Origin of the sequence: Micromonospora sp. WMMD961, assembly GCF_029626145.1 — a bacterium.
In the GTDB taxonomy this organism is placed as follows: Bacteria; Actinomycetota; Actinomycetes; order Mycobacteriales; family Micromonosporaceae; genus Micromonospora.
The window spans coordinates 904,333-922,260 of the sequence record NZ_JARUBJ010000002.1 but is presented as its reverse complement, the minus strand read 5'-3'; the positions used below and the strand labels follow the sequence as shown (position 1 = coordinate 922,260).

General features: G+C 70.9%; 16 protein-coding genes and 1 pseudogene. 7 read left to right on the top strand and 10 right to left on the bottom strand.

Annotated features, from left to right (window positions below):
- The first annotated feature begins 18 nt into the window (after window positions 1-18).
- The gene (locus O7614_RS04430) at window positions 19-579 is read left to right on the top strand and encodes a GNAT family N-acetyltransferase (protein WP_278137216.1); all 561 of its coding nucleotides are present in this window, start codon (window positions 19-21) and stop codon (window positions 577-579) included.
- Window positions 580-597: 18 nt separating this feature from the next.
- Here the strand turns inward: O7614_RS04430 and O7614_RS04425 are convergent, their stop codons facing one another.
- From O7614_RS04425 to O7614_RS04415, 3 genes are all read right to left on the bottom strand, one after another.
- Window positions 598-1,296, bottom strand: a complete 699-nt coding sequence (locus O7614_RS04425) for a hypothetical protein (RefSeq protein ID WP_278137215.1) — start codon at window positions 1,294-1,296, stop codon at window positions 598-600.
- Window positions 1,297-1,320: 24 nt separating this feature from the next.
- A complete protein-coding gene (locus O7614_RS04420) occupies window positions 1,321-1,845 on the bottom strand; it encodes a DUF305 domain-containing protein (RefSeq protein ID WP_278137214.1) in 525 nt (174 codons plus the stop codon).
- A 215-nt stretch (window positions 1,846-2,060) separates the two neighbouring features.
- Window positions 2,061-3,935 carry a sigma-70 family RNA polymerase sigma factor gene (locus tag O7614_RS04415; RefSeq protein ID WP_278137213.1) on the bottom strand — a complete coding sequence of 625 codons (1,875 nt, stop codon included), beginning with the start codon at window positions 3,933-3,935 and terminating at the stop codon, window positions 2,061-2,063.
- A 371-nt stretch (window positions 3,936-4,306) separates the two neighbouring features.
- Between O7614_RS04415 and O7614_RS04410 the strand changes: the two genes are divergently transcribed.
- Window positions 4,307-5,113 carry an RNA polymerase sigma factor SigF gene (locus O7614_RS04410; protein ID WP_278137212.1) on the top strand — a complete coding sequence of 269 codons (807 nt, stop codon included), beginning with the start codon at window positions 4,307-4,309 and terminating at the stop codon, window positions 5,111-5,113.
- Between the two features lie 16 nt (window positions 5,114-5,129).
- Here the strand turns inward: O7614_RS04410 and O7614_RS04405 are convergent, their stop codons facing one another.
- The 6 genes from O7614_RS04405 to O7614_RS04380 form a co-directional block, all read right to left on the bottom strand.
- Window positions 5,130-6,197: a DUF2855 family protein gene (locus O7614_RS04405; RefSeq protein WP_278137211.1), complete on the bottom strand. Its 1,068-nt coding sequence runs from the start codon at window positions 6,195-6,197 to the stop codon at window positions 5,130-5,132.
- 68 nt (window positions 6,198-6,265) lie between these two features.
- Window positions 6,266-7,480, bottom strand: coding sequence for a PP2C family protein-serine/threonine phosphatase (locus O7614_RS04400; RefSeq protein WP_278137210.1), 1,215 nt, complete (start codon window positions 7,478-7,480; stop codon window positions 6,266-6,268).
- A 201-nt stretch (window positions 7,481-7,681) separates the two neighbouring features.
- A complete protein-coding gene (locus tag O7614_RS04395) occupies window positions 7,682-8,713 on the bottom strand; it encodes a medium chain dehydrogenase/reductase family protein (protein ID WP_278137209.1) in 1,032 nt (343 codons plus the stop codon).
- Window positions 8,714-8,803: 90 nt separating this feature from the next.
- A complete protein-coding gene (locus O7614_RS04390; RefSeq protein ID WP_278137208.1) occupies window positions 8,804-9,346 on the bottom strand; it encodes a TetR/AcrR family transcriptional regulator in 543 nt (180 codons plus the stop codon).
- A gap of 46 nt (window positions 9,347-9,392) precedes the next feature.
- Window positions 9,393-9,515: a hypothetical protein gene (locus O7614_RS04385; RefSeq protein ID WP_278137207.1), complete on the bottom strand. Its 123-nt coding sequence runs from the start codon at window positions 9,513-9,515 to the stop codon at window positions 9,393-9,395.
- 5 nt (window positions 9,516-9,520) lie between these two features.
- Window positions 9,521-10,402 carry a helix-turn-helix transcriptional regulator gene (locus O7614_RS04380; RefSeq protein ID WP_278137206.1) on the bottom strand — a complete coding sequence of 294 codons (882 nt, stop codon included), beginning with the start codon at window positions 10,400-10,402 and terminating at the stop codon, window positions 9,521-9,523.
- Window positions 10,403-10,533: 131 nt separating this feature from the next.
- Between O7614_RS04380 and O7614_RS04375 the strand changes: the two genes are divergently transcribed.
- Complete coding sequence (locus tag O7614_RS04375) at window positions 10,534-11,400, top strand: oxidoreductase (RefSeq protein ID WP_278137205.1); 867 nt, start codon at window positions 10,534-10,536, stop codon at window positions 11,398-11,400.
- A 6-nt stretch (window positions 11,401-11,406) separates the two neighbouring features.
- Here O7614_RS04375 and O7614_RS04370 read toward each other — a convergent pair whose 3' ends face one another.
- Window positions 11,407-12,876: an MFS transporter gene (locus tag O7614_RS04370; RefSeq protein ID WP_278137204.1), complete on the bottom strand. Its 1,470-nt coding sequence runs from the start codon at window positions 12,874-12,876 to the stop codon at window positions 11,407-11,409.
- Window positions 12,877-13,151: 275 nt separating this feature from the next.
- On the opposite strand from O7614_RS04370, the gene O7614_RS04365 reads away from it, so the two are divergent.
- From O7614_RS04365 to O7614_RS04350, 4 genes and pseudogenes are all read left to right on the top strand, one after another.
- Window positions 13,152-13,631: a helix-turn-helix domain-containing protein gene (locus O7614_RS04365; protein ID WP_278137203.1), complete on the top strand. Its 480-nt coding sequence runs from the start codon at window positions 13,152-13,154 to the stop codon at window positions 13,629-13,631.
- A gap of 446 nt (window positions 13,632-14,077) precedes the next feature.
- Window positions 14,078-15,205 (top strand): DUF222 domain-containing protein, encoded by a 1,128-nt coding sequence (locus O7614_RS04360; protein WP_278137202.1) that lies wholly within the window; start codon window positions 14,078-14,080, stop codon window positions 15,203-15,205.
- Window positions 15,206-15,671: 466 nt separating this feature from the next.
- Window positions 15,672-17,174: a group II intron reverse transcriptase/maturase gene (gene ltrA, locus O7614_RS04355; protein ID WP_278137201.1), complete on the top strand. Its 1,503-nt coding sequence runs from the start codon at window positions 15,672-15,674 to the stop codon at window positions 17,172-17,174.
- Between the two features lie 103 nt (window positions 17,175-17,277).
- Window positions 17,278-17,478, top strand: a pseudogene (locus tag O7614_RS04350) (HNH endonuclease); the annotation flags it as partial.
- Between the last annotated feature and the right edge of the window lie 450 nt (window positions 17,479-17,928).

Genomic DNA, 17,928 nt, shown 5'->3' with positions numbered 1-17,928 from the left:
AACAGAGGACAGCGCCCGATGACGTACCTGGAGAAAGTCGCCGGTCTCGGTGAGTTGTCGTTGGCGACCGTGGATCCTGACCGGGACGCCGCGCTCCTGCACGGCTGGGTGACCCTGCCCCGCAACTCGTTCTGGGGTATGGGGTCACACACCCTCGAAGAGGTACGCGAGATCTACGCCTTCGTCGACAGCCTGCCGACACACCACGCGTACCTGATCATGGTCGACGCGGAGCCGGTCGGCCTCTTCCAGACCTACCAGCCCGAGGCGGACCCGGTCGGCGAGCGCTACCGCGTCCAGCCCGGCGACGTGGGCATGCACCTGCTGCTCAGCCCGGACCGGCGGCTGGCCCGCGGTCTCACCAACGTCGTCGGTCCGGCCCTCGCCCGCTTCCTGTTCCGCGACCCGTCCGCCCGGCGGATCGTGGTCGAGCCGGACGTTCGCAACCATCTCGCCCTGCGCCGACTGGAGATCGAGGGGTTCACCCTCGACTCGGAGATCGACATGCCGGACAAGCGGGCCCAGCTCGCATTCCTGACGCGCGACCGGTTCGAGGCGAACCACCCGACGCCGGCCTGAGCACCGACGCGGAGGGCGTCAGCTGTTGGCGTTCCAGAAGCCGATCAGGGTCGCGGTCCACCATCCCACTTGGGAAACGGTGGCCGCGACGACACCCGCGAGCAGGGCGGACCAGGGCGGGCTGCCGTCCGCGGCGGTGAGTCGATCCCGGACGCGTCCGAGGAACAGCCCGTTGATACCCACCGCCAACACCGCGAGCAGCTTGACCCAGACAAGCCCGGACGACGTGTCCGGGCCCAGGGCGGCACCGCTGACCAGGAGACCGACCAGGCCCAGCCAGATGAGCAGGTGCACGCCGCGTGCCGCGGTCAGCACGCTGCCCAGCGGTTCGCGGCGGAGCAGCCAGCGGAGGCTGATCCAGTCCACGGTCAACACCGCGCCGAAGCCCACCACGAGGCAGGTCAGGTGGCAGAAGAGGGCAGCCATCCGCCAGCCCGGAGAGAGCGTGACGTGCGGCGCGACCAGGATCGCGAGCAACCAACCTGCGCTCATCGTCAGGATCGACGCGACGATCGCGTTCCGGCCGGCAGCGCGGCGATGACCGCCCCGCCACCCTGCGGTCGGTGACGAGGTCACCGCTGCGACCGCACCGGTCGGCATTGAGGTCCGGGTACGGTGCGCGGCACGCCGGGCGACCGGCGACGCCTCGGCACGGTGGGCCGCCGGTGCCACCCGGGCCGGGGTACGGACGGCGGAGTGGAGGTCAGACACCCGCATCGGTCGGTCTTCTGCGCGGCATGCTCAGTCGACCCGCGCAGCGCCGGGACGACCGTCCAGAGCGCTCAACTCGATGGCTCTCGCCTGCTGGATCCGGCCGGCGAGCGCCTTCAGCTCCGAGCTGCCCCCGGCGCTCTGCTCCCCCCGGCACAGCACCACGGTCTGCGCGAGGTGCGCCCGCAACAAGGCAGCTGCTCGGGACGGCACCTCGGCGTCGGGCGCGTCGCGCAGCTCGGCGAGACTGGCAGCGGTGACCATGCCGGGCATCTGATGCCCCTCGTGGATGTTCAGCTCCGGCACGTTGCCGGCGGCCAGGATTGCGCGCAGGTCCCGCAACTCGGCCTGGTGCGCCTTCCGAACGTCACCGAGAACGGCCAGCAGCGACGGATCGGCACCCGTCGACCGGGTGTCGAGGTGGTCGATCAGCGCGAGCGCGCCCTCGTTCATCGGGATCAGCAGTTGGATGAAGGCGTCATCGGTGCCGTTGAGCACCACCGGCGCGGTCGCCGCAGCGGACGGCACCGCAGCGGGCGATGGGGCTGCCGTCACCGAAGCTGCCGCCGACCGGCCTGCCGTCTCGGCGCGACCCCAACCCTGGCTGAGGCCGACGGCCAGCGTCGTCGCGACCAGGGTCGCGACGACACCGACGAGCCGCCAGGCAGACCCCGACGTGGTTCCCCGGCGCGGGCGACGAGGCCCTGCGACGCCCCCGCCGACCCCGGCGCGCCCGACCGTGACCGGCTGGTCCACCGGCGCGCCCCCGCTCAACGGGCGGCCTGGAAGGCGCGGCCGACCGCTGTCGCCTGGGTTCCGCTGCTGAACAACCCGGACCGGTCCTTGTCCGTGGCGGGCAGGCCGAACCACGCGTAGCGCTGCACGTAGGACAGTTCACCGAGCATGGCGGTGGCCGCGGTGAGGAAGGCCGCCTGCTGCTCCTGGCCGGGGAACTGTGCACCGCCGCCGTCGAAGCGGATCAGGGCGAATTCGGTCAGCCAGATCGGTTTCCGGTACCGCTGGTAGACAGCCTGGAGGTACTGCCGGAGTTGGTCGACCGCGGCGGTGGTCGCGAAGTCGGCCCCGAACCAGTGCAGGGTGATGAAGTCCACCCGGTGACCTCGGGCCTGGGCGCCGGTCATGAACCGGCCGAGCCAACCCTGCGGATCGGGCCCGCCGAAGGCGACCGCCGGGCTGCCCAGCCTGCTGCCCGTCGCCATCAGCTGCGGCCACAGGTCGAGCGCCTGCTCGACGGTCATGTTCGCCTGCTCGGGCATGTCCGGCTCGTTGAACGTGAGCAGGTCCGGACCTGCCGCCTTCGCCCGGGCCAGTTCCGGGGCCGTCACGTTCTCCGCACTGCGGATCATGGGCACGAACGTCACACCCCGCGGGGTGCTGATCCCCGGGTGCTGGGTGCCCCAGGTGTAGTACCAGCCTGCCTTCGAGTTCGCCAACGCCTGACTGGCACCGGCGAAGTTCCACACTCCGACGCCCTTTCGGGCGGAGCTGACCGCCGGGACGACCGGAGCCTTCGACGAGGGCCGTGCGCTCGGCGAGGGCGCGACGCTCGGCGGGACCACGACGGTGGGCGCCGCGGACGGCGGAGCGGCCCAGGAGGGTGCGGACGGGTCGTCCGGCAGGATCACGACCGCCGTGGTGATGGCCAGGACGGCCGCCGCCACACCGGCGGCCAGGGATGGGACGAGGCCACGCGGCCGGTTCATCGCGAGGTCGACGACGCTCGGGCCGCCACCGCCGGCGTCGGAGGGTGGGGTCGGCCCGGCGCCGTGGGCGACCGTCGGGCTCGGGGGTCCGACGACCTGCGCTGCGGCTGTCGGCGCCGCGGTGCCCGGGAAGTGGGCGGTGAGGCCCGCCGGCAACGGCAGCATCGGCAGGCCGGCGAGCAGCCGGTCGATCGGCAGGAGCGTGGAGCCGAGTCGCCCACAGAACGCGCAGTCGCGGACGTGCCGGGCCAGTCGCTTGCGCCACAGCGGGCTGGGAGTGCCGTCCCACTCGGCGGTCACGGCCTGCAGGTCCGGGCAGCCGGGCCGGGCACGCAGCGCGCGTACGACGCCTCGGGCGCTCTGGATCTGCTCCTTCATCCGGTGGATCCGCACCGCGACGTGCCCTGGTGACAGCCCGAGCGCGTCGGCGACCTCGTTGCGGGCGATCTCGCCGGTCTCCTCCAGCCACCACAGTGACAGCAGCTCCTGGTCGTCCGGGTCGAGCCAGCGGGTCGCCTCGGCAACCTCCCGTCGCTGGTCGGTGAGGCCGAGCCGGAGGATGGTCATCCCGGCGAAGTCCGAGGCGGGGTCGGGCACGTTGTGGATCGCGTCGAGCCCGGCGTCGCGGTTGAGCGCGACGCGTCGGCGCTGTTCCCAGTCGCGCACCTGACGGATGGCGATCGCCACCAGCCACGACCGGTACGCCGCCGGGTCGTTGAGCGCGGGCAGGTAGCGGATCACCCGTACCAATGTCTCCTGGACCACGTCGTCGACGTCGGCGTGACCGCGCAACGCACGCCCGACGATGTTGTAGACCAGCGGGAGCGAGGCCGCGACGACGTCGTCGAGGGCGCGCTGGTCGCCCTGTCGGGCCGCGACGACCAACCCGGCATCGGGTAGTGCTCGACCGGCTGACGACATCTGTGTCACTCCTCGTGTGCTCGTCCGCGCGGTGCCCGCGCTGCGCGTTGACCGCCCTCAAGATCGGAGACTGGCAGCGTCGGGTCGGATTACAGAATTGTCGGGCCGACGACGGGCCGATCGCCATCCAGGGCCGCAGGCGGCAAATTGAGCGACATTCGCCTGCGCGGCATCGTACTTTCGGCTAGTAAATAGCCAGTCTTTCGGGTAACGTCCACGTCACCAAATGAACGACATGACGCGGCGGTGAGGCCCGTGCTCGTGGCCTTGCGACAGCGCACCCTCGCCCGCACGTGCGCCCCGGCGGCAGCCGGTTCGGAGATCTCTTCCGGTCGACCCGAACGACGGGCATCTGCGGAAGGACCATCCTCATGGCCAGCATCGCCGGAACAGCGACCACCACCCTCCTCAGGCAGCTGAGCGGTGACCAGAGCCCGGACGAGCTGCTGGCCGCCCTGGCGGCGACCCCGACCGACCACCCTCGCCGGGCCGAGCTACGGGACCGCGCCATCGAGGCGTGGTTGCCGCTCGCCCGTCACCTGGCCCGCCGTTACGGCGGGCGGGGCGCCGCCGACGAGGACCTGGCCCAGACCGCCTCGGTCGGGCTCATCAAGGCCGTCGACAACTTCGACCCCAGCCGGGGCGTCGACTTCACCGGCTACGCCATCCCCACCATCATCGGCGAGATCAAGCGGTACTTCCGGGACCGCACCTGGGCAGTGCGCGTGCCCCGCCGCCTCCAGGAGCTGCGTCTGTCGATCAGCGCGGCGAACAGCACCCTGACCCAGACCCTCGGTCGCTCGCCGACGGTGGCCGACGTCGCGTCCTACCTCGGCCTTCCCGAGGAGACCGTCCTGGAGGGGTTGGAGGGCGCCCGCGCCTACCGGGCCACCTCGCTGTCCACTCCGATCGGGGCTGCCGGCGATCGGGAACTCTCGGACACCCTCGGTGGTGACGACCACGAGTTCGACCGCGTCGAGATCCGGGTGGCCCTCGCTCCGGCCCTCGCGACGCTGCCGCCGCGGGAACGCGAAATCCTGAGCCTGCGCTTCCACGGCAACCTGACCCAGGCCCAGATCGCCGAGCAGGTCGGCGTCTCGCAGATGCACGTCTCCCGGCTGATCACCCGATCGCTGGCCACGCTGCGTCGACACCTCACCGCCGACAACGCCTTCTAGAGGCCCGGTCGACCGCTCAGAGCTGGACGACGTGACCCACCCGCGGCGGCGTACGACCCGCGAGGACGTCGAGCCACGCCTCGCGGAGGGCATCCGGGCCCACCCCCAGCCGAACGTCGAGCCATGCGCTGACGACTGTGGTGAAGCGCTGCCAGGCCTCGGTGAATCTCCTGTCGAGACCGTCGCGCCCCCAGTCCTGGCTGCGCTTGCGCATCTGCACCGGCGCGAAGAACACCTCCCCGGCGGCCTCGGCGTTCGGCGTCTGGTTGGTGAGCCCGACGGCGATGTCCCGGACGAGACGGTCGCCGAGGTGCCGGCGCAGTGCGACCCGGGTCGAGGGAGCGCCGGACAGGTCGAGGTAGACGGTCGGGACGGCGTCGAGCGCGGAGATGTCGTCGTACGAGACGACCTCGTCGTAGCAGCCCAGCGACCGGGTGAAGCTGAGGTTGCCGGGTGACGTGAGCCCGACCAGGCGCGGCCCACGACCGCGCAGCTCGAACGCGGCGGCGTACGCCGTCTTGCTCGACGCCGACGACACGAGCAGCGACTCGGCGTCGTAGAAGTCGTTGTCGACGACCTGGTCGGCCAGCATGAACGAGGTGAAGAACAGTGGCCGGAACAGGATCAGCAGGTCCTCCTGGTCGGGCCGGTACGCCGGGTCACCGCTCGTCGACCGGTACGCGTTGTACGGCGACGGCAACTGTGCCCGGTGCGGGCTCGCGTCGCGGAAGCCGGAGGCGTCCACCCGGTCCGGACGCACCAGCAGGTGACCCGCGGGCGGCAGGTATCCGTAGACCCGCTGCCCGACCTCGACGCCGGTAACCGTCGAGGCGACCACCTCGGCGAAACCCCAGAGCGGTGGCAGGCCCCACTGCGGTCCGAGCCCTCGGGACGCCGGCGGGAAGAACTCCCAGTAGCGCATCGCGTCGCCGAGCACCGCGTAGGTCACGTTGTTGGCGGTGAGGCCGACGCGGTCCACCCGCAGCACCGCCTCGCCGTCGGCCGCGACCGGCGCGGCGCCATCGACGAGTGTGGTCTGCCCGAGGTCGTCACGCGTCACGGCGAAGGTCCATGAGTCGGCCATGAGGTGACGCTAGACACCCCCACGAGAGCAGACAAGTGCACTGCGAGTGCAAAATCCCACTCGCGCGGTCAGGGGCGGTTCGCGGCCAGGTCACGCAGGTGCGCCAGCGGCAGGTGCGGCGGCCGCCATTCCACGAAGAGAGCCGTCGCGTCGTCCTCGAGCGTGTCGTCCTGGTACCCGACGACGGCGCGTACCAGCCGACGCATCGTCTCCGGGCTGGGCAGCTGGTCGTTCAGGGCCCGGTTGACGAAGTCGACGAGCCGATCGAGCCCGAACCGCTCCCCGTCGGCGCTGCGCGCATCGGTGATGCCGTCGGTGTAGGCGAGGATGCGGTCGCCCGGGTGCAGGTCCTCCACGTGCACCCGGGGGCGGCGGGCAGACAGGTGGCCCAGGCCGAGCGGCAGCGCGGTCGGCCCCGGAAGCTCGCGAATGGCCTTGCCGTCGCGCAGCAGCATCGCACCGGGGTGGCCTGCGTTGATCATGCTCAGGCGGCCGGTGCGGCGATCCAACTCGGCGAGCAACCCGGTCGCGAAGAAGTTCGGGTGCTCGGATCGCACCCACCTGTCGATGCTGATCGCCGTGTCGACCAGGTCGAGGCCACTCCGGCGGGCGTTGCGGTACGCGCTGACGACGAGTGAGGCGAGGGTGCTCGCCTTGATGCCGTGCCCGCAGGTGTCGAAGAGTCCGACGCTGAGCACCTCGTCGTTCAGCGCGTAGTCGAAGATGTCGCCGCCGACGTCGTAACACGGTTCGAGGATGGCGGTGATCACCAGGTCGTCGGTGGCGAAGGTCAGCGGTGGGAGGAGGCCCCACACGATCTCGGCAGCGACCTGCATCGGGAGTCGGCGCCGCATCCGCTCGACCACGTCACCGTAGAGCCGGCGGTTGACCAGGATCTGAGCGACGTTGACCGCCACCTCCCAGGCGGGCCCGTCCATCGCCTCGCTGGCGGCCTCCGGCGAGACGATCTCCAACACACCCATCCGCTCGCACCCGAGCAGGAGGGGGACCCAGATCCGATCGGGGCCGTCCGGCGCACGCTGGATGTCGAGGGTGGTGAAGGCCCGGCCGGCGAGGGTCGTCTCGATCGGCAGCTCGTCCCGGACCGGACCCGCGCCGAGCAGCGGCACGAGGAGGGTCTGTGTGTAGTCGGCCAGATAGATCACGATCTCGCTGGCGTTGATGGCCGGAGCCGCCCGGGCGACCAGGTGGGACAGCTCGTCCGGTCCACCTCGGGGTGCGTTGAGCTGCAGCCAACGCACCACCTCGCCGACGTCGGCCACGCCCCACCTCCCCGTGTCGTACCCACCGTAGGAGCACGGTGGCGCCCCTGTCATCGGCGGTCGACCTGTCGCGGCGACCAGCACGACAGCCCGTCGCGGACCGACGGCCCCGACCGACGCTCGGTCAGCGGGCCCGTCGTCTGCTGACAGTAGCCGGGGTGACGCCGACTTCCCCACCAGCGCCCTCGACGGGCCCACGGGTCAGGGTTCGAGCACCACCTTGCCGGCCCGGCTGCGGGTCTCGGCGAACACCAGAGCCGCGGAGACCTCGCTGAGCGGGTAGCGGGCGGCGATCTGCGGCACGATCACTCCCTGCCGCAGGAGGTCGAGCACGATGCCCAGGTCGGTACGCAGGCGACGCCGGAACGCGGCCCGCCGGGTGCGGCTGCCGGCCCAGAAGTTGTAGAAACCGGCCCGGTGGCCGTTCGGCAGCACGTTCCAGGTGTAGAGGCGCGCCAGCAGCTTCACGAAGACCCACAGCACCGACTGCCCGGTGCCCACGGCGGCGGCGTTGCCGTAGACCACCAGCTTGCCACCGGGGGCGAGCAGCGCGTACGAGGTGCGGACGCCGGGGCCGGCGACCGGGTCGAAGACGGCGTCGACGCCGCCGGGCGACAGTTCACGGATCCGCGTGGCGAGGTCCGGATCGCGGTAGTCGAGCGGTTCGACACCGAGGTTGCGCAGCCCGGCGTGGTGTCGTGCGGCGGCGGTGCCGATGACCCGCAGGCCGAGGTGTCGTCCGAGTTGGACGAGCACGGTCCCGACTCCGCCGTTCGCGCCGTGCACGAGGATGGTCTGTCCGGCCCGCAGGTCGGCGCCCCGCAGCATCTGCCAGGCGGTCACCCCGTTGACCACGACGGTCTCGGCCTCGGCGGGGTCCAGGTCCGCGGGCACGGGCGTCAGGGCATCGGTCTCGACAAGCGCGTGTGAGGCCCAGGCGCCGATCTTGGTGACCGCCGCGACCCGGGTACCGACCAGCGACTCGTCGGTGTCGGGACCGACCGCCCGGACCGTGCCGACGAGGTCGTAGCCGGGCACGAACGGGAACTTCGGCTGGCCAGGGTAGAGGGCCCGGCGCATCTGCTGCTCGGCGAACGAGATGCCGGTGGCCTCGACCTCGACGAGCGCCTGCCCCCGGCCCGCGACGGGCAGGGGGCGTCGGTGCAGCCGGAGCCCGTCGGGCTCCACCACGCCGGGCAGCACCACTTCGGTGATCATTGCGTCGGTCGTCATCGTCATCTCCTCTTGTTCGTAAGTGTGCACTCACACACATGTTGGCCGCGAAAAGTGGGCCGCTGGCGCGGCCCAGGGTCGGAAGTCGGATCAGGGGTGGCGGATGCCGGCGGTCAGTGCGCGAGCCCACGGCTCGGGCACCTGCTCCAGGCCTGCGGTCACGATCAGGTGGCAGAGCTGGCCGTACGCGAAGAACTGCTGCACCTGCGCGTCGCTGGCACCGGCGCGGTCCTGCACGAAGGTGGCGACCCGGCGATAGCCGGCGCGGACCGCCTCGGCGATCTCGGGGATGTCCGTGACGGCCTGCACCTGCACCTGGAAGAGCAGCAGATCGCGGTCGGCGATCAGCTCCGCGTAGGCACCGCCCATCGCGTCGAGGATCTCCTCCGGGCTGTCGGCGACAGCGCGCTCGGCCCCCGCCTCGATCGCCGCGGCGATCCGTTCGAAGCACGCGCCGGCAGCCGCCACGAACAACCCGAGCTTGCCGGAGAAGAGCCGGAAGACGTACGCCTCGGAGATGCCTGCGGCGGCGGCCACGGTGGTGACCGGTGTGGCGTGGAAGCCGGTGCGTGCGAACGCCGACACGGCGGCGTTCAGGACGGTGACCCGGCGGGCCTCGGCGGTCGATCGCATGTTTGTAAGTGTGCACTCACAAACTATCGTCCGTCAAGCCTCACGTTCACGGCGCGATGCGCAGGAGCCGAATCGCGCTCTCGTCGTAGTCGCCGAAGCGGTACCGCAGCCCGGCGAACGGACTGCCGGGAAAGTCGCCGGTGACCCCGCGCCAACGCTGAGCGGCCACCCCGCTCACTCCAACGGGTAGAGGCGGGCCGGATCGCCGGGGCGGAGGCTGTCCGGGACGTCGTCCGCCGTGCTGGCCGCGATCGAGCCGAGCAGAGCCAACGAGCGCGCGGACTCCGTACCGGGCTCGGCGTGATAGATCACCAACAGCTGCCCGTCGGCGCCCGCGACCGCGAGCTTGTCGCAGTACAGGTCGAGGTCGCCGACCTCCGGATGGTGGAGCCGGCTGATCACGCCCTCGCGGCGACGCACCTCGTGGCGTGCCCACAACCGACGAAAGCAGTCGCTCTTGATCGACAACTCCCCCACCAGCGCCGCCAGCCGTGGGTCGTCGGCGTCCCCGGCCGAGTCGGCACGCATCTGCCCCACCACGCTCTGCATCGCCGGCCGCCAGTCCCGGAACAGGTCCCGCTCGGCCTCGTCCAGGAATACCGCACGGAGCCGGTTGGCCCCCGGGGCGAGGTTCGGCGACAGCGCCCTCGCCATCGGGTTCGAGGCCAGGATGTCGAGGTAGCGGTTCTGCACGTAGGCCGGCATGGTGAGCTGCCGCAGCAGGTGCAGGATGCTGACCGGCACCCGCTCGACCGCCGGCCGGGCCGCCCGGCGCGAACGCACCCGGGTCAACCCGATCATGTACGCGGTCGCCTCCGGGTCCAACCGCAGCACCCCGGCGAGCGCATCGAGGACCTGCACGGAGGGGTGCCGTTCGCGTCCCTGCTCCAACCGCAGGTAGTAGTCGGCGCTGATGCCCGCCAGCATCGCCACCTCCTCGCGCCGCAGCCCCGGCACCCGGCGCAGACCCACGCCCGGACCGAGCCCGACGTCCTCGGGTCGGATCTGCTCCCGACGGGCACGCAGGAAGTCGCCGAGCTGGTTGGTCGCGTCCATGTCCTCGACGGTAGGCCGCTTTGCCGGCCGGTGACTGGTCGTGTCACTACCAGGAACAACTCGCCCTGCCGGCCGATCGGCTGCCGGCGCACAGTCGCAGCTGTCCATGGCGATGACGAAAAGAGGACGACATGATCGAGAACCTTCCCGGCGGCCCGCTGACAGTGGCCGACGGCCTCACCCTGAGCCGGATGGGTTACGGGGCGATGCAGTTGGCCGGCCCCCGGGCCTTCGGCCCGCCCCGCGACCGCGAGCAGGCGCTCGCCGTGCTCCGCGAGGCCGTCGACCTGGGTGTCCGGCACATCGACACCAGCGACTTCTACGGCCCGGTGGTGGTCAACGAGCTGATCCGGGAGGCGCTGCACCCGTACCCCGAAGATCTGCACCTGGTCACCAAGGTCGGCGCGCGGCGCGGCGACGACGGCTCCTGGATCCCGTCCCTGGATCCGGCGGACCTGAAGGCCCAGGTCCGGGAGAATCTCCGGCACCTCGGCCTGGACACCCTCGACGTGGTCAACCTGCGGGTCGGCATGTCGGAGACGACCAGGGACGCGCCCCTCGGTGAGCAGTTCGCCGCGCTGGCGGAGCTGCGCCAGGAGGGCCTGATCCGGCACCTCGGGCTCAGCGGCGTCACGCTCGGCCAGCTCACCGAGGCCCAGGCCATCGCGCCGGTGGTCACCGTGCAGAACCTCTACAACCTCGCCAACCGACAGGACGACGCCCTCGTCGACAGGTGCGCGGCGGAGAACATCGCGTTCGCCGCGTTCTTCCCGCTCGGCGGGTTCACGCCCCTGCAGTCCGACACGCTCGACGGCGTCGCCGCCCGGGTGGGCGCCTCACCGCAGCAGGTCGCCCTGGCCTGGCTACTTCAGCGCTCCCCCACCACCGTGCTGATCCCCGGCACGTCGAGCGTGGCACACCTGCGGGAGAACGTCGCCGCCGCCGACCTGAAGCTGCCGGCCGACGCGATCGAGGAGCTGGACGCGTTCGCCGCCTAGCCGGTTCTAGTGTTCGTGGGGCCGGTTGCGGATCAGCGTGAGCGCGAGCACGGCGGTGACGAGGAAGACGATGCCGTTGATCCGCAGACCGGCCTGAACACCGGCGGTCAGCGCCTCGGCAAGCGCCGACCGGACCGGGTCGGGCAGTGGCTGGTCGCCGGTGGCGCCGGCGGCCACCGCCGCCTGGACGGCCGTCCGGGTCGGCTCCCCCACCTGGTGGGCGGCGAGTCGGTCCGGCAGGTCAGCAAGCATCGTGGTGGTGAGCAGCGTCCCCAGCAGGGACGAGCCGATCACCGAGCCCACCTGGCGGGCGGCGTTGACCGCGCCGGAGGCCATCCCCGCCTGGGCGGGCGCGACGCTGGCCAACGCCGCCGCCGTGGCCGGGGCCACCACCAGGGCGCTGGCGGCGCCGAACAACGCGAGTAGTGGCCAACGCTGACCGAACGGGGTGGTCGGGCCCTGGGCGGCCAGCCCGAAGCTGGCCAGGGCGCCGAGGACGAGGCCGGCGGTGAGGGGTGCCTTGAACCCGGTACGGCGGATCAGCCGCCCCGCACCGAAGGCCGCAGCCGCGTAGACACCGAAGAACGCCAGCATCCGCCATCCGGTGTCCAGCGGGCTGAGTGCCTGCGCCCGCTCGTGGAAGAGGACCAGCAGGATCGCCACGCCGGTGAAGCCGAACAGCGACACCGCGGCGACGACCATTACCGCACTGAACGAACCAGACCGGAACAGCCGTACGTCGAGCATCGGCGCGCTGGTGCGCGACTCGACGAGCACGAACCCGACGAGAGCGACGGCCGCCACCACCCAGGCGACCACCATCACCGGGCTGGTGTAGCCGTCCTTGCCGCCCTGGATCATCGCGTAGACGGCGGCGGCGATGGCGACGGTGCCGAGCAGCAGGCCGGGTACGTCGAGTCGGGCGGCGCTCGGTCGGGACTCGGCCACCCCGATGGCGGCGACGACGAGGGTGATCACGCCCAGCACGATCGTGGACAGGAAGACGCTGTGCCACTGGTAGTGCCGCAGCAGCGCGCCGGCGATGAGCGGGCCGATCGCGAGTCCGATCCCGGAGGCGGCCGACCAGGCGGTGATGACCTCGGTGCGGCGGTGCGGGTCGGTGAAGGTCGCGCCGAGGATCGCGAGACTGTTGGGCAGGATCAGGGCCCCGCCCAGGCCGGCGACCAACTGCCCGACGATCACCCAGGCCGCCGTGGGCGCACCGGCCACCACGGCACCACCAACGATCATGGCGACGACGCCAGCGCCGAACATGCGTCGGCGTCCGTAGCGGTTGCCCAGCGTGGCAGCGGACAGCACCACGCTCGCCACGACCAGCGTGTAGGCGCTGGGGATCCAGATCACGGTGGTGGGGTCGATCTCAAGGTCGCGCTGGATGGTCGTCAGGGCGGAGACCGTCGCGGTGATCTGCAGGAACGTGATCATCGCGCCCAGGCACATGGCGATCAGGGTCATCGGGCGAGAGCCGCGGACGGATGGGCGCCCGGCGGCTGGTGTGGCGGCGGTCGGGGCCGTGGTGTTGGTGGTCACTGGCGTCCTCGATGCTGGTCGGGCTCGGTGCTGGCCGGGCTCGGTGCTGGCCGGGCTCGATGCTGGTCGGGCTCGGTGCTGGCCGGGCTCGGTGCTGGCCGGGCTCGGTGCTGGTCGGGCTGACTTGCGTATGCCTAAGCCAGCAGCGTCCCAGTGAAGCACCTGGCTAGCGTCGACGCAAGCCAGGTAAGCTGAACCACATGGAAGACCTACGAGACGATCGCGACTCCTGGTCGACTGCGAACTGCTCGGTGGCCCGGGCTATGGACATCGTGGGCAGCAGGTCGACCGTCCTGATCATGCGCGAGGCACTGCTCGGCACCCGCCGCTTCGACGACTTCGTCCGCCGGGTCGGCGTCGGCGAGCCCGCCATGGCCGCCCGCCTCAAGGAGATGGTCGCGGCCAACCTGCTCGAACGGATCCCCTACCGGGAGCCGGGGCAGCGCACCCGCCACGAGTACCAGCTCACCCGCAAGGGCCGCGAACTGCTACCCGTGATCACCGCGCTCCGCACCTGGGGCGACACCTGGACCGCCGACGAGGCCGGCCCGTCCGTCACCGCCACCCACCACGACTGCGGCGAACCGGTACGCGCGGTACTCCGCTGCGCCGCAGGCCACCACGTGGAGAGCGGTGACATCGACATCAACGCCGGGCCGGGAGCGATCCGACGCGACTGACGCCTTCGGCCACCATCAGGGCGAGCGACGCCCGGTGGCCCCCGACCCGTTGACGCCGCGCCCGCGAGGGCGAGCCGCGCATCCCTCCGGCCGCCGCCCCCATCACCGCCCCCATCACCGCGCCCATCACCGCGCCCCCGCGTCGCGCCTGGCGCGCCCTGCACCAAGCGCCCGCCCCGCACCAAGCGCCCGCCCGCCCGCCCCGCGCCCGCCCCGCGCCCGCCCCGCGCCCGAGCGCCCCTGCGCCCTGCGCCCTGCGCCCTGCGCCCTGCGCCCGAGATTTGAGCAACTTCCCGGCTGTTGGTGCCTACGACAGCGCGGGAGGCACCAACATCGCTGATGTTGTGCCGATCTTGGCGGCGCGTGCTTCGGTGTGGGCGGACGCGTCGGTTTCCGCGGTCACGCGACGGCCGATTCTTGTCGTACACCTGTTCTAGAATTTGCTGGTGATCGATGAGTTGGCGCGGGCGGAGAGTGCGGTGGCGAGCTGCGCCGACGCCGCTGCCTGGGCCCTCTCCGAGCGTGAGCTGATCGCGGCGCTTGACGCCGCCCATCGGTTGCAGCAGCGGCTGGCGGCGGTGCAGTTGGCGGTCGTGCGGGAGTTGGACGGGCGGGGCACAGCCGTGGCGCAGGGCGCGTCCTCGACGACCGTGTGGCTGCGTCATCGCCTGCGGCTCGACGTCGCCGCCGCGCGTCGGCTGGTCGGGCTCGCGGCCTCGGTCGACGTCGCCCCGCCAGCGGTGCGGGAGGCGTTGGCAGGCGGGGCGGTCAGCGTGGAGCAGGCCCGGGTCATCGCCGACATAGCCGCCACGGTGACGGCGTCGGCGGGCGATGAGGTGGCCGACAAGGCGGTTGGCGTGCTGGTCGAATGGGCGGGCCAGTTCGACCCCACCCTGCTACGTCGGATGGGCAGCCGGATTCTCGACCACGTCGCCCCCGACCTCGCCGACGACGCCGCCGCAGCGGCCCTGGCCGCCGAGGACGCCCGCGCCACCCGCGACCGACACCTCACCATCTCCACACAAACCGACGGGCGAATCCGACTCACCGGCATCCTCGACGCGGAGGCCGTCGGGCTGCTACGCGCCGCCATCGACCCGCTGAGCGCACCCGCCGGCCCCGACGACACCCGAAGCGCCGGCCAACGCCGCCACGACGCCCTCGCCGACGTCTGCCGCCTCGCCCTCCGCACCGGCGACGTACCCGACAACGGTGGTGACCCCGCCCAGATCGTCGTCACCACTAACTACGACATCCTCACCCGGCAACTACGCGCCGGCACCCTCGACATCGGCCTGCGACTCACCCGCGACACCGTGCGCCGAATCGCCTGCGACGCCACCGTGCTGCCCGCCGTCCTCGGCGGCGCCGGTCAGGTCCTCGACGTCGGCCGACAACGCCGCCTCATCACCGGCCCACTACGCCGGGCGTTGGTGCTGCGCGACGGCGGCTGCGCGTTCCCCGGCTGCGACCGGCCCCCGCGTTGGTGCGCCGCCCACGTGCGCCGTGAGGCGCTGATTGATCGAGTGGAGGTGAGAGACCACCACCGCCGTCCTGTCGCGGCAGGACGGTGAAGCTGAGGGGCAGCCGGGTTCGGGAGGTGCCGGGCCTGGCGGCAAGCGGCCCCTGACGACGCCGAGGCGTGCCAGTACTGCCAGATGGTGCGGGTTCGGCTAGCGAGTCGGAGAGGTGTACGTGAGGAACTGGTGTGTGAAGCCCCCTAATGGACCACCAGCTGGGAATCTGGCAGATGGCTGGGCGCGGTGCGTACCCGCCCCTGATGGGCGGGGAACTCCGGGTCGGTGATGTGGACGGCCGGCTGGAGGCCACGACGAAGTGCCGCGGGGTAGTCGTGGCGATGCCGCGGGGGTAGAGCCAGGCGCCTCCTTCGACGATCGATCGGTCAGTGAACACGGGAACCGTCACGGACGTGCCTGATACCGCGTGGCCAACGCGGGTGGGGCTGGGTCCACCGTCGGCCGATCCGGCCGTGACGGGGCGGAGTCGCCGTAGTAGTCCGAGGTCGGGAGAGCCGGCCGCATGGCGAAGGGCGACAGCGAGGTCAGCAAGGAAGGGACTGTGATGGTCGAAGATCCCGGAGTGAATGTTCCGGGCGCGTGGCCTGACGCCGGGTTGGCGCAGGCGCGGGTACGACGGATGCAGACCAAATTGCACCAATGGGCGACGGCCGATCCGTGCCGTCGCTTCGATGATCTGTACAACCTGGTGTATGACCCGGCGACGCTGATGATGGCGTTCGACCGGGTCGCGGGCAACGCCGGGGCCCGTTCTGCGGGTGTGGACGGCTCAACCGTCTTTGACATTCGGGAGCGGGTCGGTGAACAGGCGTTCTTGGAACGCATTCGAGAGCGGTTGAAAGCGCGAGAGTTTCAGGCGTTGCCGGTGCGGCAGCAACTGATTCCGAAGCGCGGGTCGGGCAAGGTCCGCAAGTTGGGGATCCCGACGGTTACCGACCGGGTGGTCCAAGCGGCGCTGAAGCTGGTGTTGGAGCCGATCTTCGAGGCGGACTTCAAGCCGTCATCGTTCGGTTTCCGGCCCAACCGGCGAGTGCACGACGCGATTGCCGAGATTCAGATGTTGGGCACGAAGGGTTATCAGTGGGTCCTGGATGCCGACATCGAAGCGTGTTTCGATTCCATCGACCACACCGCGTTGATGGATCGGATGCGTCTACGGATCTCGGACAAACGTGTACTGGCCCTGGTGAAGGCGTTCCTGAAAGCCGGAGTCATGACCAGATCCGGTGATCGGGAGGACAGCCTCACCGGCACTCCTCAAGGGGGCATTCTCTCACCGCTGCTGGCCAACATCGCTCTGAGCGTGCTCGATGAGCACTTCGACGCTCAGTGGCGGTCATGGAGCCACGAGCGCCGCAAGACCCGGCGTCGCAACGGGCTGGGCACCTGGCGGATGGTCCGCTACGCGGACGACTTCGTCGTGCTGGTGTTCGGTACCCAAACCAACGCCGAAACGGTGCGCGAGGAGGTGAGCAGGGTGCTGGCACCTGTGGGACTTCGCCTGTCCGTGGCGAAAACCCAGGTGGTGCACATGAGCGACGGGTTCGACTTCCTCGGCTTCCATATCAAGTGGATGCGTAAACGGGGAACGGATAAGAGCTACGTCTACACCTTCATCGCAGACAGGCCAGTCCGCGATTTCAAGGCAAAGATCCGAACTCTGACCCGCAGATTGTCCCAGGCCGAGTACCGGGCAACGCTGATCCGGATCAACCAGATCCAGCGTGGCTGGGCGAACTACTTCAAACACGCGGTGGCCAAACACACCTTCGACAAACTCCAGACCTTCGTCTGGTGGCGCGTCGTGCACTGGGTGATGCGCCGCCAACGCATGCCTTGGAGAGACGTCCGGCGATGGTTACGCGGCCCTACTGGCTGGCGTCCCATCGCCCTGGACGGGATCGAACTGTTCAACATCGCCTCAACACGAGTCAGCCGATACCGGCTGCGAGGCAACACGATCCCATCCCCTTGGCCCTTACAGATCACCGACCAGATGGCATGACCTCGTGGAGAGCCCGGTGCGGTGAAAGTCGCACGCCGGGTTCGGAGAGCGGCCCGGGGAAACGGGGCAGCGGCAACGCCGCCACCGCGCCCCGGGCCGACTCAACCACATCCGGCACTGGGCTGACGGCGGGCCGACCAGCCTCGACAACGCCGTCCTGCTCTGCGCCCACCACCACCGACACGTCCACCACAGCGAGTGGACGGTGCGCCTCGGCGACGACGGCCAGCCCGAGTTCATGCCACCGGCCTGGCTCGACCCCAACCAACTACCCCGCCGCAACCACTACCACCGGCGAACGTAGGCCGATCCTCGATCGCCGGAGCTACCGAACCTGCGTCCAGCTCGGCCGGCCTGCGCAATCGCGTGGTCGGCGGCATCGGAGTGCAGCCAGCCAAGCAGTAGCGCTGGTACGTCGGCGGGCCGAGCGGTCGGCACCTCGGCACACCGTGGACGGTGGCGGGGCGTTCGGCGACGGTCGGTGGCGTCGGGTCACTGCCGACCGCCAGGCACGGACCAGCGCTGACACCTCGGTATATCGAGCGGTCGGCGCCTCTCTGGTCGACCGGTCCACGGCATGGCGCTGATCGTCGTTGCCCCGCCAGCCGGCCGCAGAGTCGAGAAGGAACGCGCGGGCTCGTTCGAGGGGACGCCCGGCCCGCAGTGGTGGTGGCCGTCTTGACGAACCAACGCCGGCCCGCCGCTTCGATGCCGGGAGCTCGTCCCAGCCTGAACCGCGAAGCGGAGCCCAGGG

Coding starts and splice junctions, on each gene's coding strand:
- O7614_RS04430 (WP_278137216.1), top strand. CDS start 19: ATGACGTACCTGGAGAAAGTCGCCGGTCTCGGTGAGTTGTCGTTGGCG.
- O7614_RS04425 (WP_278137215.1), bottom strand. CDS start 1,296: ATGCGGGTGTCTGACCTCCACTCCGCCGTCCGTACCCCGGCCCGGGTG.
- O7614_RS04415 (WP_278137213.1), bottom strand. CDS start 3,935: ATGTCGTCAGCCGGTCGAGCACTACCCGATGCCGGGTTGGTCGTCGCG.
- O7614_RS04410 (WP_278137212.1), top strand. CDS start 4,307: ATGGCCAGCATCGCCGGAACAGCGACCACCACCCTCCTCAGGCAGCTG.
- O7614_RS04405 (WP_278137211.1), bottom strand. CDS start 6,197: ATGGCCGACTCATGGACCTTCGCCGTGACGCGTGACGACCTCGGGCAG.
- O7614_RS04395 (WP_278137209.1), bottom strand. CDS start 8,713: ATGACGACCGACGCAATGATCACCGAAGTGGTGCTGCCCGGCGTGGTG.
- O7614_RS04390 (WP_278137208.1), bottom strand. CDS start 9,346: ATGCGATCGACCGCCGAGGCCCGCCGGGTCACCGTCCTGAACGCCGCC.
- O7614_RS04380 (WP_278137206.1), bottom strand. CDS start 10,402: ATGGACGCGACCAACCAGCTCGGCGACTTCCTGCGTGCCCGTCGGGAG.
- O7614_RS04375 (WP_278137205.1), top strand. CDS start 10,534: ATGATCGAGAACCTTCCCGGCGGCCCGCTGACAGTGGCCGACGGCCTC.
- O7614_RS04370 (WP_278137204.1), bottom strand. CDS start 12,876: ATGACCCTGATCGCCATGTGCCTGGGCGCGATGATCACGTTCCTGCAG.
- O7614_RS04365 (WP_278137203.1), top strand. CDS start 13,152: ATGGAAGACCTACGAGACGATCGCGACTCCTGGTCGACTGCGAACTGC.
- ltrA (WP_278137201.1), top strand. CDS start 15,672: ATGGCGAAGGGCGACAGCGAGGTCAGCAAGGAAGGGACTGTGATGGTC.